Source organism: Denitratisoma sp. DHT3 (assembly GCF_007833355.1).
Classification (GTDB): domain Bacteria; phylum Pseudomonadota; class Gammaproteobacteria; order Burkholderiales; family Rhodocyclaceae; genus Denitratisoma.
Map to the genome: position 1 here is coordinate 1,071,102 of NZ_CP020914.1, position 23,689 is coordinate 1,094,790.

At 66.2% G+C, this 23,689-nt stretch carries 21 protein-coding genes; 8 read left to right on the forward strand and 13 right to left on the reverse strand.

Features of this window, described 5'->3' with window-relative positions:
• Nucleotides 1-7: 7 nt before the first annotated feature.
• The 9 genes from B9N43_RS04815 to B9N43_RS04855 form a co-directional block, all read right to left on the reverse strand.
• Nucleotides 8-454, reverse strand: a complete 447-nt coding sequence (locus tag B9N43_RS04815; protein ID WP_145841179.1) for a hypothetical protein — start codon at nt 452-454, stop codon at nt 8-10.
• Nucleotides 451-1,125 (reverse strand): hypothetical protein, encoded by a 675-nt coding sequence (locus B9N43_RS04820; RefSeq protein ID WP_145841181.1) that lies wholly within the window; start codon nt 1,123-1,125, stop codon nt 451-453. Before B9N43_RS04820 ends, B9N43_RS04815 begins: the two co-directional genes overlap by 4 nt.
• 139 nt (nt 1,126-1,264) lie before the next feature.
• On the reverse strand, nt 1,265-2,251 hold the full coding sequence (locus B9N43_RS04825) for an IS481 family transposase (RefSeq protein WP_145841182.1): 987 nt from the start codon (nt 2,249-2,251) through the stop codon (nt 1,265-1,267).
• Nucleotides 2,248-2,514, reverse strand: a complete 267-nt coding sequence (locus B9N43_RS04830) for a hypothetical protein (RefSeq protein ID WP_145841183.1) — start codon at nt 2,512-2,514, stop codon at nt 2,248-2,250. Before B9N43_RS04830 ends, B9N43_RS04825 begins: the two co-directional genes overlap by 4 nt.
• Nucleotides 2,515-2,517: 3 nt before the next feature.
• On the reverse strand, nt 2,518-3,009 hold the full coding sequence (locus B9N43_RS04835) for a hypothetical protein (RefSeq protein WP_145841185.1): 492 nt from the start codon (nt 3,007-3,009) through the stop codon (nt 2,518-2,520).
• A complete protein-coding gene (locus tag B9N43_RS04840; protein ID WP_145841186.1) occupies nt 3,006-4,013 on the reverse strand; it encodes a lipase family protein in 1,008 nt (335 codons plus the stop codon). Before B9N43_RS04840 ends, B9N43_RS04835 begins: the two co-directional genes overlap by 4 nt.
• A complete protein-coding gene (locus B9N43_RS04845) occupies nt 4,010-4,462 on the reverse strand; it encodes a hypothetical protein (RefSeq protein WP_145841187.1) in 453 nt (150 codons plus the stop codon). Before B9N43_RS04845 ends, B9N43_RS04840 begins: the two co-directional genes overlap by 4 nt.
• The gene (locus tag B9N43_RS04850) at nt 4,459-5,433 is read right to left on the reverse strand and encodes a hypothetical protein (protein WP_145841189.1); all 975 of its coding nucleotides are present in this window, start codon (nt 5,431-5,433) and stop codon (nt 4,459-4,461) included. The genes B9N43_RS04845 and B9N43_RS04850 overlap by 4 nt, the downstream gene beginning before the upstream one ends.
• 83 nt (nt 5,434-5,516) lie before the next feature.
• Nucleotides 5,517-5,921: a hypothetical protein gene (locus B9N43_RS04855; protein ID WP_145841190.1), complete on the reverse strand. Its 405-nt coding sequence runs from the start codon at nt 5,919-5,921 to the stop codon at nt 5,517-5,519.
• Nucleotides 5,922-6,493: 572 nt separating this feature from the next.
• Here B9N43_RS04855 and B9N43_RS04860 point away from each other — a divergent pair.
• The 6 genes from B9N43_RS04860 (at nt 6,494) to B9N43_RS04885 (ending at nt 10,680) form a co-directional block, all read left to right on the forward strand.
• On the forward strand, nt 6,494-6,841 hold the full coding sequence (locus B9N43_RS04860; RefSeq protein WP_145841192.1) for an ArsC family reductase: 348 nt from the start codon (nt 6,494-6,496) through the stop codon (nt 6,839-6,841).
• A gap of 36 nt (nt 6,842-6,877) precedes the next feature.
• A complete protein-coding gene (locus tag B9N43_RS04865; protein ID WP_145841193.1) occupies nt 6,878-7,729 on the forward strand; it encodes an Hsp33 family molecular chaperone HslO in 852 nt (283 codons plus the stop codon).
• Nucleotides 7,729-8,487, forward strand: coding sequence for a fused MFS/spermidine synthase (locus tag B9N43_RS04870; protein ID WP_145841195.1), 759 nt, complete (start codon nt 7,729-7,731; stop codon nt 8,485-8,487). The genes B9N43_RS04865 and B9N43_RS04870 overlap by 1 nt, the downstream gene beginning before the upstream one ends.
• A 16-nt stretch (nt 8,488-8,503) precedes the next feature.
• Complete coding sequence (locus tag B9N43_RS04875; RefSeq protein ID WP_145841196.1) at nt 8,504-8,920, forward strand: ribonuclease HI family protein; 417 nt, start codon at nt 8,504-8,506, stop codon at nt 8,918-8,920.
• A 174-nt stretch (nt 8,921-9,094) separates the two neighbouring features.
• On the forward strand, nt 9,095-9,460 hold the full coding sequence (locus tag B9N43_RS04880) for a helix-turn-helix domain-containing protein (RefSeq protein ID WP_145841197.1): 366 nt from the start codon (nt 9,095-9,097) through the stop codon (nt 9,458-9,460).
• 2 nt (nt 9,461-9,462) lie between these two features.
• Complete coding sequence (locus B9N43_RS04885) at nt 9,463-10,680, forward strand: type II toxin-antitoxin system HipA family toxin (protein WP_222428807.1); 1,218 nt, start codon at nt 9,463-9,465, stop codon at nt 10,678-10,680.
• Between the two features lie 429 nt (nt 10,681-11,109).
• Here B9N43_RS04885 and recD read toward each other — a convergent pair whose 3' ends face one another.
• The 4 genes from recD to rmuC form a co-directional block, all read right to left on the reverse strand.
• Nucleotides 11,110-13,101, reverse strand: coding sequence for an exodeoxyribonuclease V subunit alpha (gene recD / locus B9N43_RS04890; RefSeq protein WP_145841199.1), 1,992 nt, complete (start codon nt 13,099-13,101; stop codon nt 11,110-11,112).
• Nucleotides 13,098-16,874, reverse strand: a complete 3,777-nt coding sequence (gene recB, locus B9N43_RS04895; protein ID WP_186453986.1) for an exodeoxyribonuclease V subunit beta — start codon at nt 16,872-16,874, stop codon at nt 13,098-13,100. Before recB ends, recD begins: the two co-directional genes overlap by 4 nt.
• Before the next feature lie 144 nt (nt 16,875-17,018).
• On the reverse strand, nt 17,019-20,543 hold the full coding sequence (recC, locus tag B9N43_RS04900; RefSeq protein ID WP_186453987.1) for an exodeoxyribonuclease V subunit gamma: 3,525 nt from the start codon (nt 20,541-20,543) through the stop codon (nt 17,019-17,021).
• Between the two features lie 329 nt (nt 20,544-20,872).
• A complete protein-coding gene (rmuC, locus tag B9N43_RS04905) occupies nt 20,873-22,291 on the reverse strand; it encodes a DNA recombination protein RmuC (RefSeq protein ID WP_145841203.1) in 1,419 nt (472 codons plus the stop codon).
• Nucleotides 22,292-22,515: 224 nt separating this feature from the next.
• On the opposite strand from rmuC, the gene B9N43_RS04910 reads away from it, so the two are divergent.
• Nucleotides 22,516-22,929: a nuclear transport factor 2 family protein gene (locus B9N43_RS04910; protein ID WP_145841204.1), complete on the forward strand. Its 414-nt coding sequence runs from the start codon at nt 22,516-22,518 to the stop codon at nt 22,927-22,929.
• A gap of 139 nt (nt 22,930-23,068) precedes the next feature.
• On the forward strand, nt 23,069-23,689 hold the full coding sequence (locus B9N43_RS04915) for an RNA polymerase sigma factor (protein ID WP_145841206.1): 621 nt from the start codon (nt 23,069-23,071) through the stop codon (nt 23,687-23,689).

Here is a 23,689-nt window from a genome sequence, read left to right on the forward strand (position 1 = left end):
CTCAGTGTCACTTCAGGAAAATTCTTTTGAGCAGCAGGGTGTCGCCATATTCTTGTGAACATCCGTATGAGGACTCATGCCACGGTCCGAGTGCATCACCACCTCGGCGCGAATAGCCAATGGACTCACCCAAGGTCTTGCCATCAGAGCGTCGTATCACTCGGTAAAGAGATCGCCACAACTCGGGGTTACCGCTCTGGTAATACCTTATTTCTTCCACAAAGCTGTATTCCGGGCCAAGTGCGTTTTCTCCTTGAGTAGCGCGATAGAAATTGATCTGCCCATACTCGTTGAACTTGTCGGCTGGCAACCCCACCGTCTCATACACCTTGATCCCGCCATCGATCGCACACAGGCGTCTGACCTCGGCATCCAACTCCGATTTGGAGGGCGTGCTACTGCATGCCACAAGGGCCAAAAGCAATGATTTGGCAATGAAGGTTTTGGCTTTCATGCTGTGATCCTCCAGAAAATGTCGTTGCCCGCACCACCGATCAGGTTGCTGTAGGCGGCGCTGTCTTGGAGGGTTTGCAGGTTGGCGTAGAGGGTTTGGCGATCCTCCGTGGCCGTCGGCGGTATATCGGGGCCAAGCAGGGTTGTGCGCAGGGCATCCAGGGCATCTTCCAAGGTGCGGTTCGAGGTGGCACCCGAGGCATCCAGTAATCGGTTGAGCTGGTCTTGCGTGAGGCTCGGGGCCAGCTTGGCATAGAGGCCCTGGATGGCGAGGGCATCGATCAACAGGAGAATGCTGTGGCTGTCGAGTGCGGATTCGGTGAGCACTTCGAGCTTTGTGCCAAGGCTGTTCCCCAGGCCGGCGATCACGGAGATGCCATCGCTTCCCCGAATGTTCCAGATGTTGGCGGCAGGCGTACCGCTCAGGCCGAAGATGCTCAGAAGGTTGCCGATCGGCCCGAACACGCCGGGTGCGTTGTAGAGGTAGGCATCGCTGACGCTGCTGCCGTATGCCTGCTTCACGGCGGCTGCAAGATAGCCACCCAGGCTGTGCCCGGCAACGCTGAAGGTTTCGCCGTACAGCGCACCGCCGTCGGCGAGCCAGACAAGATCCAGGTGTTCCTTGAGTACAATAAATTGGGGGTTGAGCGAGGCCGGCAGTCCGAGGGCCAAGAGGCCGTCCGCCGTCAGGTCGTTGGCCGAAGGCTCGGTGCCGCGGATGGCGAGGTATTTGGAACCAATGGGGTTTCCGTTGGCATCCCGCTGCTGGAAGATCGTTGCAGAAAGACCTGAGGATGGGTCGGTGTATTGGTCAATAACTGTCTAGTCCCGCCTGGTTATAAACACGTTTTTTGAACAATTCTGGTTTTTTCTGCTGCCATTCCTTGAGCGCCTGAATGGGAGAACGATGGTTGAGTGCGCGCTGCGGAATCTGCTGGTTGTAGGTTTTTACATAGCGCGCAAGCGTCGTCTCCAACTCAGCGGCTGAAGCAAATCGGGTCTGGCTCACCACCTCACTGATTCGGCCATTGAAACGCTCGACCATCCCGTTGGTCTGCGGGTGGCGTGGCGGGCACAGGCGGTGCTCGATGTTCAGCGCCGCGCAGCGTACATCAAAGACGTGGCGTCCTGTGGGCTCACGCTTTTTGCTTGTGAAGCGGTCGGTAAACTGGCTGCCGTTGTCCGTGAGCAGTTTGACGATCTTCATCGGTGCGGCGCGTTCCAGGCGGTTCAAAAAATCCACGCTGCTACGCTCGCTTTGATCGGCATAGATATGCATGAACACCCAGCGTGTGGCGCGATCGATAGCCACAAACAGGTAGCGCCGCTCTTTTTCGTCGGGCATCTGCGGTAAGTACTTGATATCCATGTGCAGGAAGCCTGGCTCGTAATCCTTGAAGGTTTTGACAGAGGGCTGGATTTCGCCTGCATCGGCCAGTGCCTCGGCTTGTTGTTGGCGCAGGTTGGCCACGCCATGGCGGCGCAAGCAGCGATCCAGTCCCGAGCGCGAGACTTCCGGATTGATGAATTCGCGCACCACAGCCACCAGGTCATCTAACGGCAGCAGCGTCAGGCGCCGTAACGCCACGACAATCGCCTCTTGCGCAGGCGTCAGCGTGGTACAGAGCTTGTGCGGGCGGTGCGATAAATCCTCCGGACTATCGCGCCGCTTCCACTTACGCGCGGTCGCTACGCTGATGTTGTAGCGTTCTGCCAACTCAGCCAGCGATGCGGATGACTGCTTGATCTCTGTTCGCGTTCGAGGGGTCGTTCGGGCTTGGGCGTGGACTTCACTCATGTCGCTTGCTTCGCTTTCAAGGTTTCAATCAGACCACGCATCACTTCTCTTGCTCGAAAGAGTGGCCAGCTACGAAGCGGGATATGATCACACGGGATGCAACAAATAACGTTCCATTTTTTGGAAAACTGGTCGGACTGGATCGGAGACATACCGACTGAATCTTTTTCCAGCTCAGCCCGATTTGGCACACCTGAAGTCAGGTTCGCATAAGCAGCCAAGGCTAGCTCTGACTGTGCAAAATAGGCAAGTGAAGAAGTCATTTCCTACTCCTTGAAAAAGATTCTGGTAAGCAAGGGGATATCGCCATACTCCTGGGAACAAGAGAAAGATGAAGGCTGCCAAGGACCAGGAAGATCACCACCACCCCTGGAATATCCTGTCGACTCACCAAGCAGCTTGCGATCAAGACGGCGAATGACCTCCACCTTGTATCGATGTAACGACGGACTACCAGTACGTAGATAAAAAATCTCCGTCTTCACGACATATGTCGCTCCGACAAAGAATTCCATAACTGTCCGTTTGGCGTCGTGCTGGTAGGCCGCCTTGTTCTCGACGCGCTCTTGATACATTTTGACCTGCCCCCATTGGTTGAACTCGCTAGCAGGCAACCCCACCGTCTCATACACCTTGACCCCGCCGTCGATCGCACACAGGCGCCTAACCTCGGCATCCAACTCCGATTTGGAGGGCGTGCTACTGCATGCCACAAGGGTCAGAAACGCCGATGTGGCAATGAGGGTTTTGGCTTTCATGCTGTGATCCTCCAGAAAATGTCGTTGCCCGCATCACCGATCAGGTTGCTGTAGGCGACACTGTCTTGGAGGCTATAGAGGTGTGTATAAAAGTCGTTGCGATCCGATGGGATGGCTTCCGTTCTGTTCAGCAATAGATTGCTCAACTGTTCCAGCCCTGTTTCCAGGCTCAGGTGATTGCTGTGTGTGAAACTCTTGAGCAAGGCGCTGAACGTTTCCGTATCAAGGCCCGGGGCCAGCTTGGCATACACAGCATAGAGGGCCAGCGCATCGGTCAGGACTTGCTGGCTATGGTTGCGGGCTGCGGGGGGACTATCGACGTCACTCGCGGTCTGGTCCTCGATGGCGATTGAAATCTCAGGCGCAACTTGCTTCCCCAGCCCCGCAATCGGGCTTGCGCCCGTTTCCGCCTTGATGTTGCTGACCTTCCCTGGATTCAGTGTGGTCGCCCCGATCCCCAGGGCATCACGCAGGGCATCGAATGGCACGAGGAGCGTCGCGGCAATTCCCCCAAGGCCTGGGGCGTTGTAGAGATAGGCGTGGGATACTTTGCTGGAATAGTCCGCAGCGATGCCCGCCGCAAGAAATCCGCCCAGGCTGTGGCCCGTCACAGTAAACGACGATGGCAAGGTGCCATCGTCGATCCACTCATCAACCTTCGCCTTCAACGAGGCATATTGCGATTGGTATTTCGTGCTGCCCAGCAGGGCAATGCTGACCAAGTCCGTTGCTAGATCGTATCCATCGTCCGACCCTCGGATCGCCAGGTACCGCTGCCCTTCAGCATCCTTGAATACCGTGACGGATAGCCCGTTATCGAGGTCGTTGTGTTGCTGGATGACGGTGTAGGTGTCAGCGAAATGGGCTGCTTGCGCTGTGGAAAGTCCACGACCAGAGTCGCGTAATGCCAATAAATATTGTGTTTCATCCAAGTTCAACGAGAAATAAGAATAGGCTGCAAAGGCCAACTCAGATTGATTCAGATAATCCGTAATGGTGTTCATTGCAGCTCCTGATGAATAAAGATGAATGATTCAAGTCCTTTTTTTTTGGATATATCTGGGCATCTAAATGAAGACTCATGCCAAGGCCCGGGTAAATCCCCACCGCCCCTGCCGTAATAAATAGCCTCGCCAAGCAGCTTCCCATCACTACGACGAAAAATTTTGAAGTGGTCTCTTGATAGCTCTGGATTTCCTTTTCTTATGTAAGTGACACTCCATTCTCTGAAATACTCATCATCAGACTGCATGCGGTCTCTTGATGGGGCTCTCACGTTTCCATGTGAATCAAACTTATCTGCAGATAGCATCACCGTCTCATATACTTTGATCCCGCCATCGATCGCACACAGGCGTCTGACCTCGGCATCCAACTCCGATTTGGAGGGCGTGCTACTGCATGCCACAAGGGCCAAAAGCAATGATTTGGCAATGAAGGTTTTGGCTTTCATGCTGTGATCCTCCAGAAAATGTCGTTGCCCGCACCACCGATCAGGTTGCTGTAGGCGGCGCTGTCTTGGAGGGTTTGCAGGTTGGCGTAGAGGGTTTGGCGATCCTCCGTGGCCGTCGGCGGTATATCGGGGCCAAGCAGGGTTGTGCGCAGGGCATCCAGGGCATCTTCCAAGGTGCGGTTCGAGGTGGCACCCGAGGCATCCAGTAATCGGTTGAGCTGGTCTTGCGTGAGGCTCGGGGCCAGCTTGGCATAGAGGCCCTGGATGGCGAGGGCATCGGTCAACAGGAGAATGCTGTGGCTGTCGAGTGCGGATTCGGTGAGCACTTCGAGCTTTGTGCCAAGGCTGTTCCCCAGGCCGGCGATCACGGAGATGCCATCGCTTCCCCGAATGTTCCAGATGTTGGCGGCAGGCGTACCGCTCAGGCCGAAGATGCTCAGAAGGTTGCCGATCGGCCCGAACACGCCGGGTGCGTTGTAGAGGTAGGCATCGCTGACGCTGCTGCCGTATGCCTGCTTCACGGCGGCTGCAAGATAGCCACCCAGGCTGTGCCCGGCAACGCTGAAGGTTTCGCCGTACAGCGCACCGCCGTCGGCGAGCCAGACAAGATCCAGGTGTTCCTTGAGTGCAATAAATTGGGGGTTGAGCGAGGCCGGCAGTCCGAGGGCCAAGAGGCCGTCCGCCGTCAGGTCGTTGGCCGAAGGCTCGGTGCCGCGGATGGCGAGGTATTTGGAACCAATGGGGTTTCCGTTGGTGCCCTGCTGCTGGAAGATCGTTGCGGAAAGCCCAGAGGATGGGTCGGTGTATTGGTCAATAACCCACCAGGATTCGGCAAATTGTGCGGCTTGGGCGGAGGACATGCCTTTGCCTTGATCCTCCAAAGCACTCGTGCTTGGGCGGCCTGGTAGTAGCTCATTCGCATAGGCAGCCAAGGCCAACTCGGATTGCAGGAATAGGATTTCAGTATTCATGTAGCCGCCCTCTCATCTACTAGAAATTGACAAATATCTTCCTTAACAGTGCTTCTCCATCTGATTCAGAGACTGGAGGGCAACTAAAGCTGGATGGATGCCATGGCCCCGAAATATCCCCCCCCCCCACGCCCATACAAGACCGTTTCCCCAAGCACCTTTTTGTCAGCCTTGCGCACTACGGTGAAGTGCTCTCGCACCATAGTTAGCTCATGGGATGGTTCACTCTGGCTCTTGATGAGCAATCGTCTTTCGTGTTTTAAAAGGTAGCTTGGCCCCAGCGCGTTCTCGCCCTGCGTAGGCCGATAGAAGTTGACCTGTCCCCATTGATTGAATTTGTCTGCTGACAACTTCACCGTCTCATACACCCTGATCCCACCGTCGATCGCACACAGGCGCCTCACTTCGGTATCCACCGCCATCTGCGAGGACGTGGCACAGCCGGCAATTACCGGCAGGAGTACAAAAAACTTAAAAATAGGTTTCATGCTGCAATCTCCTGCTACATCGTTAAGTGTTTTGCATTCAGCATCACATCCCCTTTGCATACTCATGAGCAGCATAGGGAGAGGACCCCATCTTCGTCAATATGACGAAAGCAATATGTGATTATGAATGGCCGTTCCACTCAGTGGCCCCACTGTCTCCATCGAGTTTCCCATGCGGTTTTCCTGAGAAAAAATCCATGAGGCCAGTTGATGGAGGTCTCCCCCGAACCTCCATACAAGAGGTCGCTTTCCGCCCCGCCGTCCAGCAGTTCGTCCTTCGCGGCCGGGCCGCCGTTCCCTTCTCCGGCGTTGTAGGCATCAGTCAGCACCACCCGCTCATTCCCGTAGAGATTGTCGTTGCCTTCGCCGCCGAACAGAATGTGATCTCCGGTGCCACCTTGATGTTGCTGACCTTTCCCGGATTCAGCTCATGGTCGCCCCGACCCACGGAGCAAATGGAATGGACGCCTTTTACCCTGCGATCCCCTGCAGATCACACCCCGCATCGCGTCGTAAAGCTGCACCGGCCGGTACAATGGCCGCCGCATTTGAAAAACCGAAACGAGATTGAGATGAGCGTCACCCTCTACGGCATCAAGAATTGCAGCACCATGAAGAAAGCCCTCGACTGGTGCGAGGAACGAGGCATCCCCCACGCGTTCCACGACTACAAGAAACTGGGCGTGCCGCGCGAACGGCTGGTGGCGTGGTGCCAGGCGGTGGGCTGGAAAACGCTGGTGAACACCAAGGGCACCACATGGCGCAAGCTCAGCCCCGAGCAGCAGGACATCGCCACCCAGAGCGAGGCGGTGGCGCTGATGCTGGAACACCCCAGCCTGATCAAGCGCCCGGTGGTGGAAACCGACAGCCAATTGCTGGTGGGTTTCGACCCCGCCCTGTTCGCCGACTTCGTGAAATAAACCTTAAAACCTCGGTCAGTCACAGAGGGCGCAGCCATGGACACCATCCACCGTTTCCTGTTCGAGGACCTCGACATCCGCGGCGCCCTGGTGCGGTTGGGGCCGGCCTGGCGCGCGATGACGGCCGGGCGCGGCTATGCGCCGGTGGTGCGGGAACTGCTGGGGGAACTGGCGGCGGTCAGCGCCATCATCGGCAGCAATCTGAAAACGCCGGGACGACTCACCTTCCAGGTCCAGGGCCATGGCGCGGTGAGCCTGCTGGTGGTGGATTGCGACGAACGACTGCGCCTGCGCGGCGCGGCGCGGGCGCCGGCCGACCTCGCGCCGATGCCGGTGCCCCATCTGCTGGGCGACGGCCAACTGGTGCTGAGCCTGCAAACCCATGCAACCGGAGCGGCGCAACAGCCCTACCAGAGCTACGTGCCGCTGGAAGGCGAAACCCTGGCCGCCATTTTCGAGCACTACCTGGCCCAGTCCGAGCAGACGCCGGCGCGGCTCTGGCTTGCCGCCGACGGCGAGAATGCCTGCGGCCTGTTCCTGCAAAAGCTGCCCGAGACTGACCAGTGTGACCCCGACGGCTGGAACCGGGTGCAGCAACTGGCGGCCACGGTGCGCCCCGAGGAACTCGCCCTGCCGGCGGAAACCCTGCTGGGACGCCTCTTTCCCGAGGAGACGATCCGCCTGTTCGCGCCGGGTCCGGTGAGCTACCACAGCCCGCGCGACGAGGCCAAGGTGCTGGACATGCTGCGCGCACTGGGCCGTGAGGAATTGCGCTCGATCCTGGCCGAACGCGGCGAGATCCACATCCACGACGAAATCGGCAACCACGAATACCGCTTCGGCCCGGACGTGCTGGACCTGCTGTTCCCGCCGCCGACGCTGCACTGATGAACATCGAAATCAGCGAGGAAGCCGGGGTCCGCTACCTGCATTTCGGCTCCGACTGGGTGCAGGGCGCGATGCGCGTCGCCCGTCCCTGGTCCCTGGAACTGGAATACACCCGGGAGATGATGGCCTGCCTGCTGCTGCGGCCGGAATCGGAATGGCCCGGCTGGCCGAAGCGGGTGCTGCTGATCGGCCTGGGCGCGGCCTCGCTGACCAAATTTCTCCATCGTCAACGACCGAGTGCGAAACTCACCGTGGTGGAGATCGCACCCGCCGTAGTGGCCGTGGCCCGGCAGCATTTCAAGCTGCCGGCGGAGGACGAGCGCCTGCGCATCGTGGTCGGCGACGGCGCCGACTATGTGATGAAGGACGGCCGTCCCTTCGACCTGATCCTGGTCGACGGCTTCGACGCCCGCGCCCGCGCCGGCGTCCTCGACACCCTGCCCTTCTATCTCAACTGCCGCGCCAGGCTCTCGGAACGGGGACTCCTGGTGTGCAACCTGCTCAATCACCGCAAGAGCTACCAGACCAGCCTGGCGCTGCTGAGGGAAGCGTTCGACCAGCGCGCGCTGGCCTTTCCCTCCTGCGACAGCGGCAACATCATCGCCTTCGCCGCCCGCGGCGAACCGGTGCGCCAGTCCCTGGAAGAACTGCGCGCCTCTGCCCAGGCGCTGAAGACGGCCACCGGCCTCAACCTGCTGCCCACCCTGACCCGGCTGGAAAAATCCAGCACCTGCGGCGGTGGCGTGCTGTCGCTCTGAAGCGGCGCCGCCGACGATGGACGCTCCGCCGCTCTGGCAGCTCTGGGTGGACGGCACCGCCCTGCCCAATCCGGGACACATCGGCCTCGGCATCCTGCTGGTCTCGCCCGACGCGGAAATACGGACCCACTCCCGCGCCACGAACCGCGTCGGCTGCAACAACGAAGCGGAACTGCGCGCCCTCCACGCCGGCCTGGAACTCGCCCGCGACGCCGGTGCCCGCCGGCTGCTGGCGATCAGCGACAGCGACTTCGCCGTGCGCCACGTGCTGGGGCAACAGACCACCCGCGTGGCCCGCCTGGTGCCATTGATCGAAGCGGTGCAAGCGCTGCTGCCGGAGTTCATCGACTGCGAACTGCGCTGGGTTCCGCGCCACCGCAACCAGGAAGCCGACCGCCTGGCGCGGGCCGCCGTGGGGCTGGAACAGAAGTAGCAGCCCCCCTCACCCTGTCCCTCTCCCACGAGGGACTACCGTATGCACACAAGTTTGTACTCCCCCTTGAAGGGGGGAGCGCCGGGGCATGGTTGATTTGCTACCTTAGTCACCAAGGAGGCTTGAACTAATATAACGTTTACCAGAATTACCTATCATGATAAATTTTATGTAATGTCAAAATCCTCCATCGCCCTCTCGTCGGTCCCGCCCCAAGCGCTTGCCGCACTGCAGACGCTGGGCGAGCACCTGGCGTTGGCCCGCCTGCGGCGCAAGGAGTCCCAGCGCCAATGGGCCGCCCGTTTAGGCGTTTCGGTGCCGACGCTCATCCGCCTGGAGAAGGGCGACCCCTCGGTGAGCATGGGGGTATACGCCTCGGCGCTCTGGCTGCTCGGACTGTCGGACGGGCTCGCCGAACTTGCCGACCCAGCCAAGGATATGCGGGCGATCGAGGCCGACGTTCGACAGGCCAGCCGGCTGCGTGTCGCCCGTGCACGGGCTTCCGGGATGGCGCGGCTCGCCAGGAAAAAGGAGGACTGAATTTGCGCGCCGCCCCCTCGGACACGTCCTATCTCTGGTTTCTCGGCAACCCCGGCGTCCCGACCCTCGTGGGCGAGCTGAACCTCGTCATGAGCCGGCGCGGGGTTTCGCTCAAGTACGCCGAGTCCTGGATCAAGGCCGGCTTCCCACTGAGTGAGGATCTGCCGCTCACCGACCTGGAGCACCTCCCCCAGGAAAAGGATACGGCCGCCGGCGCGGTGGATGACGCCCGCCCCGACCGGTGGGGGGAACGGGTCATCCGCCTCCTCGACCGTCCGCCCCGGCTCTCCCTCCTGGAGTACCTCTATTACGCTGGTGATGATCGTTTCGGTGCCCTGGGGGTATCCCGGTCCGAAGCGGTCTATCAGCCCCGGGAGATCGGCCCCTTGCCCAAGATTGCGGATGTCGATGCAGTCCACGAGGTGGTGCGCCGGGTGTTGGCCCAGGAGCCGGTCGATGCGCGCCAGAAGCGCCTGATCGTCCCCGGGGTCACCATGGGAGGCGCCCGCCCCAAGGCGCTGTTCCAACTGAACGGCGAGGAGTGGGTGCTTAAATTCGCCGAGGAAGACCGCCCCGCCGAACCCCTGATGGAACATGCGGCGATGACCCTCGCGGCCCAAGCCGGCATTACCGTTGCCGAGACCCGGCCCATCCCCTTCAAGACCGGAATTGCCCTGGCCATCCGCCGATTCGACCGTGTCGCCGGCCGGCGACTGCACGCACTCTCGGCCAATGTCGCCCTGCGGGCCGCCGGCGCCGAACTCTCCTACCCCAACCTGGCCTTGCTCCTGCGGCGGCGCGGCCCCGTCGAACTGCACCGGAAGCAGATGCGGGAGCTGTTCCGGCGCCTGGTATTCAACATCCTCATCGACAACACCGACGACCACGAGAAGAACCATGTGATCCTGGTCCGGGAGGACCAGCAGTACGTCCTGGCGCCGGCCTTCGACGTCCTGCCCATCGGGCAGTCCCTGGGCTGCCAGTCGCTGGTGGTCGGGGAGCGGGGAGCGGAATCGACCATCGAGAATGCGCTTTCTGCGGCGATCCAGTATTGGCTCACGCCCCAAGACGCCCTGACCGAAGCCCGCCAGGTCGCCCGGGTGGTCCAGGGCTGGCAGCCCCACTTTGCCGCCCAGGGATTACCTCAGACCACCCTCGAAGAGTTGGCCCAACATATCGACAGGCCCTTCCTGCAAGACCAGCGCCAGGCCCTTCGATAGCGGGTACGGTGGCTTGAAGGGGGGATTGTGCTGCCGGCTCTCTCCCCTTCAAGGGGGAGTACGAACTTGTGTGCATACGGTAGCCCACGAGGGGAGAGGGAACCTGCTGCACCGACCGTCGCAAGAACTCTCCCTCTCCCCGCGTGGGGCGGAGGCGGGGTTTCGTGGAGCGTGCTCCGCGCCGCCACAGCCGACCGTGGGGCGCGGAGCGAGGTCGGGGTGAGGGGGCTGGTTTCCGCCACGCCGCTCCGGAGGATGGCGAAGAGATGGAATACCGAAAAAGCTTTTCCGCCGCGCCGCCGCAAGGAAAAGCGGCACGCGGCGAAGCCGCAACGCATCGGTGCCGCCACAGCGTTCCCCGTAACTTCGAGCGCAGCGAGCAAATGAGAACCCCCCGGAGGGGGGCGAAGGGGGGCGAACCTACATTCCTCAGATTTTTCCCGCCAACCCCGAATAACGCTCGATGCGCTTGCGGCAGGCCTCGCGCAGGGCCGCTTCGCCGGCCCACAGCCGCACCGAGCGTTTGGCCCGCGTCACCGCGGTATAGACCAGTTCGCGGGTCACCAGGGGCGAGGGCTGGTCGGGCAGGGCCAGCAGCACGGCGTCGAACTCGGAGCCCTGGCTCTTGTGCACCGTCAATGCCCAGGCGGGATCGCAGGCCGGCAGGCGCTGCGGCGCCACGGCGCGCAGGTCACCCGCTTCCCCTTCGAACCAGACCCTCAGTTCGCCGCTTTGCGGGTCCGGCGCGGCGATGCCGATGTCGCCGTTGAACAGGCCCAGGGCGTAGTCGTTGGCCGCGACCATCACCGGCCGACCGGCGTACCAGGGCTGGCGCGCGCCGTGGCCCAGACTTTGCGTTTGCGCCAGCGCCCGTTCGATGGCGGCATTGAACCGCTCCACGCCCCAGGGGCCGCGGCGATGGGCGGCGAGCAGGCGGAAGGCGGCGAAGCGCCGGTGCAGTTCCTGCGCCGATGCACCGGCGCGCACCGCTTCCAGGTAGGGTTCGTAACCCGCCAGGGCTGCCGCGACGACGCCGGCCGGGTCGGGCGCGGATTGCCATTGCAGTTCCTCCGCCACGCTTTCCCGATCCGCCGCTTGCAGCAGCGCGACGGCACCGGCGCCATCGCCGTCGCGCAGACAACGGGCCAGACGGCCGATACCAGCCTCGTCGCCGAAGCGGAAGCTGTGGCTCAACTGGGCGAAACCGGGCGCCAGCACACCGCCGGCGGCGGCGCTCAGGCACAGATCGGCGAACACCGCGCCCGCCTCCACCGAGGCGAGCTGGTCGCGGTCGCCCAGCAGCACCAGGCGCGCGCCGGGCGGCAAGGCGGCGAGCAGACGCTGCATCAGGGTCAGATCGACCATCGACGCCTCGTCCACCACCAGCACGTCCAGCGGCAGCGGATGACCGGCGTGATGGCGGCTGCCGCCGTCGGGGCGCAGCCCCAGCAGGCGATGCAGCGTGCCGGCCCGCTCGGGAATCGCCGCCGCCACGGCCGGCGCCAGCGGCAGGCGGGCGCGGGCCTGGCGCACCGCCTCCTGCATCCGCGCCGCCGCCTTGCCGGTCGGCGCCGCCAGTTGAATGCGCGGCGCCGCACCACCGGCAGTCCCCCCTGCCGCCCCATCCGGCCATTGCTCGACGATCAGCGCCAGCAGCGCCGCCAGCGTCGTGGTCTTGCCGGTGCCGGGGCCGCCGGAGATCACCGTCACGGCGCTGCGCGTGGCCTGGGCCGCCGCCTCGCGCTGGCCCCGGCTGGCCTCGGCATCGCCGAAGATGCGGGCGAGACCGGCTTCCAGCACGGCGGCGTCGACGGCCGGCGCATGGCGCATGCGCGCCGCCAGATCGGCCGCCACCCGCAGCTCGTGGTGCCAGTGCCGCGCCAGATAGAGGCGATGGCCATCGAGCACCATGGGGCGGTCCACGACGTGCGCGCCCCCCCCAAGGAAAGTCTGCCCAAGTGGATTCCGTTCGGGCTGAGCCTGTCGAAGCCCCTGATTGACAAAGGGACGCACTTCGACAGGCTCAGTGCGAACGGACTTAGTCAGTGTTTCCCTGATTCGGCTAGGCGGCGCACTCACCGCCGCAGCCTTGCCGCAAGCGGGATGGGCCGCCAGGGCGCGGCGCCAGGGTTCCAGGGCGGGCGCCAGGCGGGCCGGATCGAAGGGCAGCGGCCGCCCCGCCAGCAGCGCCAGGTCGACGCAGACATGGCCGGCGCCGGCCAGATGGCACAGCAGCGCGGCGGCGAGGACCGCCAGCGCCGCATCCTCATCCTCCCCGCCGCCCGCCATGCCCCTCTCCCGGCCCCAGGCCGCCACGGCGCGGGCGAAGTGGAAGCCGACGGGCTCCAGGGCGCCCTGCCGGCACAGGGTTTCCAGACGCGCCAGTTCGCGGCGCGGCGCGGACACGGTCGAGGCGTTCATTCGAAAAACCTCTGCCGGCGCGTCAGGCAGGCGTCGACCCGGGCCACCAGGCCAGCGTCGGGACGCCAGGCGAACACGCCGCTGGCGCCGACGCCGGGTTCGATGCCGCGCAGGAACAGGTACAGGGCGCCGCCCATGTGCCGCGCATAGTCGTAGCCGGCGCGGCGCAGGCGCTGCAACCGGTGCAGCGCCACGGTGTAGAGCAGCGCCTGGAGATCGTAGTTCTCGGCCGCCATCGCCCGGGCCAGGGCCTCGGCGCCGTAGTCGGCGGCGCGCGCGCCCAGCCAGTTGGACTTGTAATCGAGCAGATACAGCCGCCCCCGGTGCTCGCACACCAGGTCGATGTAGCCTTTGAGGAAGCCCGCCGCCTGGGCCGGCGCGAGTTCGGCCACCCGCTCCGCGAGGCGGCCGTCGGCGCCCTGGCCGGGGCCGATGGCCCGCGCCAGGCGGGCGATGTCGGGGGACGCCACCGGAAACAGGAATTCCATTTCGCGCAGGGTCCGCGCCGGGTCCAGGTCCGCCAGGCGCAGCCCGTGGCCGTCCAGGTCGGCGGCCAGCGTGTTGCGCACCAGGGACGCGGCGGCCGGCGTCCATTCGGCGCCGAAACCGAAGGCTTGCAGGGTGTCGGCCACGGCGTCGGCATCGAACGCATCGAAGCGGCCGCGTTCGAGCAGCGCATGCAGCGCCGAGCCGGCCTCGGCGCCGCGCGGGAACTCGCCGGCGCCGGCCGCCAGCGCATCGGACGCGGTGGACACGGCGGACGCGGCGGACGCGGCCGGACTCGCCAGCGGCAGCAGATCGGCGAACAGATCGTCGACATGCGCCGGCGCGGACTCCGCCTCCTTCTCCTCATCGGCGAGCGACGGCGTCCGGACCGTGGCGTCGTGGTCCGGCAGTTCCGCATCCGCCGTCGCCAGCCAGCCGCTGAAGCTGTGGGTGCGCCAGGACGCGGCAACGCGGCCATGGAAAACCCTCGCCGCCAGCGTCGGCCCCGCCGATGCTCCCAATGCCTCCGTTGCCGGCGGCGCCAGGGGCGTCCCGTCGGCGTCGGGCAGCGGCACCACCGCGATCGCCGGGCAGTCCGCCGCCAATGCCTCCAGGTCGGCGCCGAGCGCGGCATCGTCCAGGCCGGTGAAATCCGCCGGCTCGGCGCCGTGGAACAGCCAGGCCGGGGCCGAATCCCCGGCATCCGTCATGGGGCCCCAGGCCAGCACGCAGCGATGCTTGGCCCGGGTCAGCGCCACGTAGGCCAGGCGCAGCAATTCCTCGCGCCGTTCCTGCGCCGCCTGGCGCGCGTGGATGTCGCGCCGGGGCGAGCCGAAATCCAGCTTGGCCCGATGGCCGTCGGCCGGGTCATGGAACCGCAACGGCCCGTCATCCTCGCGCCGGCCGCCGGCATCCCAGAGGAAGGGGCAATAGACGATGGGATATTCCAGGCCCTTCGAGGCATGGACGGTGACGATCTTCACCACCTGCTCGTCGCTCTCCAGGCGCAGTTGTCTGGCCTCCCCGTCCAGGCCCGCGCCGGCGCCGTCCCGCTCGTCGGCGATGCGCTTGGCCAGCGCCGCCGCGTCCTGCCCGACACTGCCGCCATGATGATGGGACAGTTGCTGCAGCAGTTCGGACAGATGTTGCAGATTGGTCATGCGCCGCTCGCCGTCGGGATGGGCCAGCAGCCGCGCCGCCACGCCCTCCTCCACCAGCAGCGCGCGCCACATGCGGATGAAGCCCTGGTCGCGGCACAGTCCGTGCCATTCCTGGAAGCGGTCCAGCCGGGCCTGCCAGCGCGCCGGGTCGCGGGCCAGCGCGTCGAGTTCGGCGCCGCGCAGCCCCAGCAGATCGGTGGCCAGCGCGGCCCGCACCAGGCCTTCCCGGCCCGGTTCCGCCACCGCCAGCAGCAGGCGCTCCACTTCCAGCGCCTCGCGGCTGTGGAACACGCTGTCCTGGCCGTAGCGCACGCTGGCGACGTTCAACGCGGCCAGCGCCTCGCGCATCTGCCGGCCCTGGTGGTGGCCGCGCACCAGCACCGCGATGTCGCCGCCGCACAGCGGCCGCGCACCGCTCCCCTCCCCGAGCCGCGCCCGGCCCGCCGCGCCCAGCGCCAGCAGGCGGGCGATGTCGGCCGCCACGGCGCGCAGGATGCGTGCCGTGGCGTGGCCCTTGGGAATCGATTTCTGCCCCTCCTCCCGCGTCAGGCGCCAGATCAGGAACGGCGCGCAATGTCCGGGCTCCTCCCCGTCGATGACCAGGGGCGGGGGCGGGCTGGGCGCGGCGGCCACCGCCTGGAAGGCGAGGCGGGAATCGATGAAGGGCGCGGCGCGGCGGGCGAAGACGGCATTCACCGCATCCACCAGGGGCGGCACCGAGCGCCGGTTGGTGCCCAGCACCCACGGCTCGCCGGCGGCGGCGCGGGCCTCCAGGTAGGCCTGGAGATCGGCGCCGCGGAAACTGTAGATCGCCTGCTTGGGGTCGCCGACGAAGAACAACGGGCGGCCGCCGGCACCGAACACCCGCTGGAAGATGGCGAACTGGATCGGGTCCGTGTCCTGGAATTCGTCGATCAGGGCGGCCTGGTAGCGTTCGGCCAGGGCGGCGGCGAGCGCGTCGCCGCCTTCCCCGGTCAGGCCCTGGTGCAGGCGCAGCAGCAGGTCGTCGAAGGAGAGCAGGCCCCTGCGCGCCTTGCGCTCGGCCAGGGCGGCGTCGGCCGCGGCCAGGGCGTCGTGCAGCCACTGCCCGAGACGCCGCTGCCGCGCCTCGTCCGCCGCGTCGAGCCGGTCGAGCAGGGTTTCCAGGGCCGCGAACAGCGGGTCTTGCGGCGGCCCGGTCTCCTGCATGGCCTTCTTGGTGGTGCCGGCCTCCAGCTTGGCCGGTGTGAACAGCGCGATCTCCTTCTTCGGCGCCCCGCCGCCCCCATTGCCGTCGCCACCCTGGGTGTCCGTCTGCTCCAGCCAGGCGCCGACGGCCTCCGCGGCCTTGTCGATCCGGGCCGGTTTGTAGCTGCTCTGGCTGAGCCCCGGCCATTGGCGCAGCATCGCCAGCACCGCCGGCGCGCGCGCGCGCCACTGGCCGCGCACGTCGTCGAGGATCGCGGCCAAGGCATCCTCCGCGGTGCGGTCCCAGGGCGGCGGCGCCAGGCGTTGCAGGTAGGGTTTGCCCAGGTGGGGACGCAGGGCCGCCAGCAGCGCCTCGGGACCGGCCAGGCGCTCGGCCAGCCAGCCGGCCCAGGCCGGGTCGGCGGCGTCCAGTTCGCGGCGCCACAGGTCCTGCGCGCCCTGCCGCAGCAGGGCGGTGTCGTCGGCCGACAGCTCGGCCTCGAACGGCTGGCCGCTCTCGAACGCCCGCTCCGCCAGCGCCCGCTGACAGAAGCCGTGGATGGTGTGGATCGCCGCCAGATCGAAGCTCTCGATCGCCAGGGTCAGCCGGGCAACCGCGAGGCGGGGATCGAGGGCCGCGAGCAGTGCCGCCAGTACCGGGTCGGGGGTCGGGTCGGGGGTCGGGGCGGGGGTCGGGTCGGCTGCCGCCGCCACCGGCTCATCCAGCCGGGCCTGGAAAACCTCCCGCGCTTCCGCCAGGCGGGCGCGGATGCGGCTGCGCAGTTCCGCCGTGGCGGCGTTGGTGTAGGTCACCACCAGGACCCGCTCCACCGGCAGCCCGGCTTCCAGCACCAGGCGCAGATACAGCGCGGCGATGCTCCAGGTCTTGCCGGTGCCGGCGCTGGCCTCGATCGCCTGCACGCCCGCCAGGGGCACGGATTGCGCTTCCAGCGCGCGCATCATTGTATCCAAATCAGCAACAATCATCCTGATCTGAAAAATCAAGATGAATAGACATCAGTATACATCCGGCACTCATTTTTCCCGCTCCAGAGAACGCCTTTGATTGTATCCAATATGGAAACAATTCGATCATCATGATTTTTACGCCTCCTCCAAGGCGGCGAGCAAGGGGACGAACACCTGCCGCGCCAGCGCCTCGAATTCCTCGCCCAGCGGGTCGGTGCCGGCGAAGGCGAGGTCGAAATAGGGGTCGTCCTTCTCGGGCCGGGCGCCGGCGAAATCGCTGTCCCAGGTATTACGCCAGCCGCCCTTCTGTCGGACGCAGTCGAGCGCCGTGGCCGGGAAGAAGGGCAGCAGTTCACGCTGGCCGCGCCGCCACAGGGCCAGCAATGCCGTCAGGCAGGCGCCGGCGTCGGCCACCGGCCCCAGCCGATGGCTGGCGTCGAGGCACAGCAGCCGGCTGACCGGGCGGATGCCGGCGGGCGCCGCCAGGTTCAGCGCCAGGTGGCGCACCCAGAGGGCCAGCAGGTCCTTGGCCCGCGTCTTGCCGGGCCGCCAGTCGAGCAGGCCGGCCGGCCCCGGAATGGACAGTTGTCCGCCCAGGCGCAGTCCGGCCAGGGACAGGTCGAGGACAATCGCGACCGGTTCGAACCGGGCCGGCTCGCCGGAGGGGATGCCGGCGGCGGCCGGCTCTGTGGCCGATTCTGCGGCCAGTTCCCGGGCCAGGCTTTCGACGAACGGCGCCAGCGCCTGCCAGCGGCGGCGGAACGCGGCCTGGCCGACGGCGCCGTGCGGCAGTTCGCCCCGCGCATGCGCCCGGGCCATCACGGTTTCCGCGGACTCGCCGGCGCAGCGGCCCTCGACGATGCGGGCATCGAGGCCGTAGCGGGCCAGAGGGTCGAGCACGAAGGGTTCCGCGTTCTCGATCAGCCCTTCGCTCTGTTCCAGATGGATGCCCAGGCGCTGGCGCAGCAGATGGCGGGCCGGGTTTTGCAGGAAGCGGATCAGCGCCTCCAGGTCGAGCGCATCCTTATCCGCGTCATCATTCGCGCCGTCATCCACGACCGGCAGCGGCTCGGCCAGGAAGGGCCGCGCCTGCCGGGCGCCCCCGCCGCCCCGCCCGGCCGCGGCGCGGCTGGCGGCGGCATAGTCGGCCTGATAGCTGGCCGGGCCGCTGCCGTCGAAGTAGCGCCGGCTGAAGGGCTGCAAGGGGTGCTCCACGATGACGGACGCCGCGACGGCATGGCCGTCCGGAGCGCCGCCAGCGGCGGACTCGCGGCGGTAGCCGCGCGCCAGCACGTCGAGCAGTTCGCTGACCAGCGGCGAGGGCGGCAGTTCGCTGTTGTCGCGGCTGCTGCGGCCGACGTAGCTGATGTGGAGCCGGTCGCGGGCCGAGAGCAGCGCTTCGAGGAAGGCGTGGCGGTCCTCCTCGCGCGGCGCGCGGTCGCCGGGCCGCGGATGGCGGGCGACGAGGTCGAAGCCGGGCCGCGCCGGATTGCGCGGAAAGGCGCCGTCGTTCATGCCCAGCAGGCACAGCACCCGCACCGGCACGGCGCGATAGGGACGCAGGGCGGCGAAGGTGACGCCGCCGCCGAGGAAGGTCCAGCCGGGCGCCGCCTCGGCCTGGGCGGCCTCCAGGGCCTGGCGCAGGCAGGCCAGCGGCACGGCGTCGACGCAGCCGGCCTGGGCCGCGTCGGCCGCCACCCGCTGCAACGCGGCGCGCAGGGCCTGGGCGGCGCGCTGGTCGGCGACGTCCTCGCCGCTGTCGAACAGGCGTTCCAGCAGCCCCGCGAGCACTTCGGCCCAGGCCGCCACGGGACGCGCCTGGTTCAGCGCCGCGTGGGCCGCGAACAGGCTTTCGGCGAAATCGATCAGACGGCCCAGGTCGCCCGCCGCGCCGCCCTCGATCTCCGCCGCCGGCAGGCGGCCGAGAAACAGCCCGGACTCCGCCTCCCCCGGCATCGCCATGCCGAGCAGCAGGCGCTCCAGTCCGGCCCGCCAGCCATGCTCCTCGCGCGCCGGCAGCATGCCGCCCTCGGCCGCCCCCTGGGCCGCGCGCCAGGCGCCATCCACGCCCCAGCGGATCGCGGCGGCCCGCACCCAGTCGCGCGCCCGCTCCAGGCGCCGCGAGTCGAAGCCGAGGCGCCGGGCCACCGGCGGCTGTTCCAGGAAGGCCAGCACCTCCTCGGCCTCCAGGCGGCCGGACGCCAGATCGAGCAAGGCGGCGAACGCCCGCGGCAAAGCGGCCCGCGCGGCCGGCGGCCGGTCGGCGACGGTGAAGGGAATGGCGGGCAGCGCCGCGCCCGCGACCGGGGCGAACACCGCCTCCACCAGCGGCGCATAGGCGTCGATGTCCGGCGTGAGCACCAGCACGTCGCCGGGACGCAAGCCGGGATCGGCCTCGAACAGCGCCAGCAGCCGGTCGTGCAGCACTTCCACTTCCCGCATCGGGCCGTGGCAGACATGGATTTGCAGCGTATCGCCATCGTCGTTCGCCGCCAGCGCCACGGGCGGCGCCGCGGCGGTGCTCCCGCCCCGTTCCACCAGGTCCAGCAGGTCGGCCTGGAGCCGCGCCAGCAGGTCCTCCCGCCCAGGCTCGACGAAGACGTCGATCTCGGCGTCGGCCCCGGCGGCGGCCATGTCGAAGAACTGCCGCGAGAGGGTGCCCAGGGAACCGAGCAGCGGATTGCCGACGGCCAGCGAATCCGCCATCCCCGCATCGGCGGGATCGGCGAAACCACCGACGGAGCCGATGGATTGGGCCGCATGGCGCGCCGCGACGCGGCGCGCCACCACGTCGCCCCAATGCAGCCGGCAGGGGTTGAGCAGATACAGGCTCACGTCCAGGTAACGCCCGAGTTCGCGGAAGACCTCGAAGTACGGCGGCGGCAGATTGCCCAGGCCGAACAGGCCGATGCGGCGCGGCAGGCGCTCGGCGAGACGCGGCTCCCGCGCCAGGACGGCGAGAAAGGCGTCGCGCGGATGCGCCGCCGGCAGGCCGGCGATGCCGGCCCGCAGCTCCCGCCACAGCGCGGCCTGCCAGGCTTCGTGCGGCCCCAGGCCGAGCAGGCGGCCCTCGCTCCAGGCGGCGAGCCAGTCCGGACGGTAGGCCAGGTAGTCCTCGAACACCGCGCCCAGGCGCAGCGCCAGGCTGTCGCGCCGATTCAGCGTGAAATCGCCCATTGAAACGGCAGGACAAACATCCGAGCGCAGCGAGCTAATGCGATCGCCTCCCCCGGAGAGGGGGAGGTCGGGAGGGGGCGGGCCTTCCTGCCTTCCGCGTGTTTCATGCGTCGAGGTGGAGCATTGGCTTCCATGAGCGGTTAGGTAATGGCGCAGCGGCGCGAACAGCGCCTCCTCGCGCGGCTGGCCGAGCAGGCGCAGCAGGCGCCAATGCAGGGGGCCGGCGGCGAACGGCGAACTGCGCGGCACGTCGTCCAGCACGGCGGCGAACAATTCCCACAGGTAGCCGGCGGGAAAGGGAAAGCGCAACTGGGCGGCGATGCCCAGTTCCTCGGCCAGGAACAGTTGCAGCCAACGCGCCATCGGCCCGCTCTGCACCACCACGGCCTCGGCTTCGAACAAGCCGGCCGGCGCGGCCTTGAGCCGCTCCGCCAGAAGCCGGGCCAGGAGCTCCTGGCGGTTGCCGTGGAACAGGGTGAACATGAGGCCGATTATCGCGGAATCGCCCGCTGAAACGGCGGGGCAAACGTCCGGACACGGCGCGCCGGTGCAATCGCCGCCCCCGGAGAGGGGGAGGATGGGAGGGGGCGGGACTTCCCGCCCTCCGCGCATTTCATGTTCCGGGGATGGAAATTCGTTTGCATGAGCGGTCAGAGCACAAGCACCAGCACGGTACAGATGGCGGTCACGCCGTAGAAAACGGCGATATCCACATCGAAGGAACGAGCATTCATGACGGTCTCCTGAAAGGGAGGCGCCATGATGCCGGCGCTACTGGCTCAGCACGCGAGCCTGTGCGCGACGGCCGACGCTCAGGACTCGGGCGACTGGAGGCTGCGCGGCACGGAATCCAGTTGCCGGGTCTCGCGGATTTCCCGGTCGTCGGCCACCGCCTTCAGATCACGGAAACGGCGGGCGCTGATCAGCACGCGCGACTCCAGCGAGGAGGCGGCCTTGTTGTAGGCGCCCACCGCATTGCCCAGATGGCGCCCGACGTCGCCCCAGTGGTCGGCCAGCACGGCGATGCGGTCGTAGAGTTCCTTGCCCAGGGCGCTGATCTGCTGGGCGTTGTCGGCCAGTGCCTCCTGCTTCCAGCCGTAGGCCACGGCGCGCAGCAGGGCGATCAGGGTGGTGGGCGTGGCGAGGATCACCTTCTGCTCGACGCCGTACTCGATCAGCGACGGATCGGCCTCCAGGGCGGCGGAATAGAAGGTCTCGCCGGGCAGGAACAGCACGACGAAATCCGGCGAGGGCTGGAACTGCTCCCAGTAGGACTTGCGCCCCAGCTTGGTCAGGTGGTCGCGCACGTGCCGCGCGTGGTCGGCGATCTTGTGCCGGCGCTGGTTTTCGTCGCCGGCTTCGAGCGCCTCCAGATAGCCCGCCAGCGGCGCCTTGGCATCGACCACGATGTTCTTGCCGCCGGGCAGGCGCACCACCATGTCGGGACGCAGCCGGCCCTCCTCGGTGTCGGTGCTGGCCTGTTCGTAAAAATCGCAGTGATCCAGCATGCCAGCCATTTCCACCACGCGCTTCAATTGCAGTTCGCCCCAGCGGCCGCGCGTGTGCGGCGCGCGCAGGGCCTTCACCAGATTGGCGGTCTGCTGGCGCAGTTCCCCCTGGCTGTCGAGCAGCGACTTCACCTGCACGGTCAGCGCCTCGTAGGCGCCGACCCGGGCCTTTTCCACGTCCTGCACGCGCAGCTCGAACTTCTCCAGGCTCTGGCGCACCGGCGCGATCAGTTCGCCGATGGCCTGCTGGCGCTTTTCCAGGTCGCCCTTGGCGCCCTCCTGGAAGCTTTGCAGGCTGGCCTTGGCCAGTTCCAGGAAGGACTGGTTGTTGCGTTGCAGAGCCTCCGCCGAGAGGGCCTGGAAAGCCTGGGACAGCGATTGGCGGGCCTCTTCGAGCAGCGCGAGCTTCTCGGCGGCCACCGCCCTTTCCTTTTCCAGGTCCGCGTGCAGCGCCGCAGCCCGCTCGCGCAGGGCGGCGGCCTCCCGCGCGTGCTTGTCGGCCTCGCCGCGCAGTTCGCCCACCTGCCGCTCGAAACCGCCGCGGGCTTCGCGCAGCTCCTGTTCGCGGGCCGCGACCCGCTCCGCCAGGGCCGCCCGCTCCGGCTCAAGCTCCAGGCGCCCGCGCTCCCGGGCCTCGGCGATGCGGCCGCGCAGCAGGAGGAACACCGAAACGGCCCCGGCCAACAGGCCCAGAACGAACGAGACGACAGCGGCAATGCTCATGGAAACGGCGCCAGACTGGATAAAGGCGGCATTCTGCACGACTCCGGCGACTCGTGCCCGAATCCGGCGGATCGGCATCGGCATGATGAAGCCGCAGGCACGGACATGCGCACGTCACCACAGGACTTGCCACCCACGGGACTTGCCGGAAGGTTGCATCGACGCCTGGGATCGTGATCTACTCTTTAATGTTTTCAGATTAAAACCATTACAGGAGGACTCATATGCAAACCGCAAAAACCCCCGCCCAGCTCGCCAGCTTCGTCTCGCCGCAGATGGTGAAGGAAAAAAGGCGCGACGATTGGCTGGCCCTGTTCGCCGAGGACGGCGTGGTCCAGGACCCGGTCGGTCCCTCGCCGTTCGATCCGTCCGGACAGGGCCATCGGGGCAAGGCGGCGATCGCCGGCTTCTACGACAACATTATTTCCAAAGGCGGCGATTTCGATTTCACCATCCACGCCTCCTATCCCTGCGGCGACGAGTGCGCCAACGTCTGGGTGGGCCGCACGACGGGGCCCGACGGCACGGTCAACGAGACGCCCATGGTCACCATCTACAAGGTGGACAGCGCGGGCAAGATCCTGTCGCTGCGGGCATTCTGGGACTTCAGCAGACTGCTCGAGCGCATGGGCAATTGAACCGCCGGCGGGACGGCGCCTCCACTGCCCTGCCCCAGAGCAGATAGTCGCCAGCCCGGCTCCTTGCGACAGGAAACCGCCTGCGGCAAAGACGGCAGCTTCGATTCCCAAAATCGATCTGCCGCTCGTTTACCCGGTCATGGCGAAGTCCATCGTGCGAAATAGTCCGACCTCACCACCGTCTTCCGGCAACGGCGCGGTGGTGTTGCCGTTTCCGATTCGTACGGGTGTCGGCCCGGCGGATGATGAAATCGGGGAACGGCTGCGCGAGGTCTTCCGGACGAACCAGAATGCGCTGATCCGTTTCCTGAAAAGCCGCCTCGGCTCGGAGCACGATGCACAGGATGTGGCCCAGGACGCCATCATGCGCTTGTATCAGCGCCGGACCCAACTGTTCGACCAGGATCTCCGTTCTCTGCTATTCACGACAGCGAAGAACATCACCATCGATCGATTCAAGGAGCAGAAACGGTCCCTCCTGGACCATTCCGAGGCCGCCCAGGAGCGCCTGTCCATCGTCGAGGATGAAACGGCCTCACCGGAACGCATCGCGATCGCCAGACAGGAACTGGGCCGTATCGGCCAGTTGATCGCAGATCTCCCCGGCAAGTGTCAGATGGCCTTCATCAACTACAAGATCGATGAAATGGAGTACGGTGAAATCGCCGAGAAAATGAACCTGACCGAAAGCATGGTCCGCAAATATGTCCTGCGCGCCCTGGCCCATTGCGCACGACAACTGGCTGAGCGGGAGGGCTGA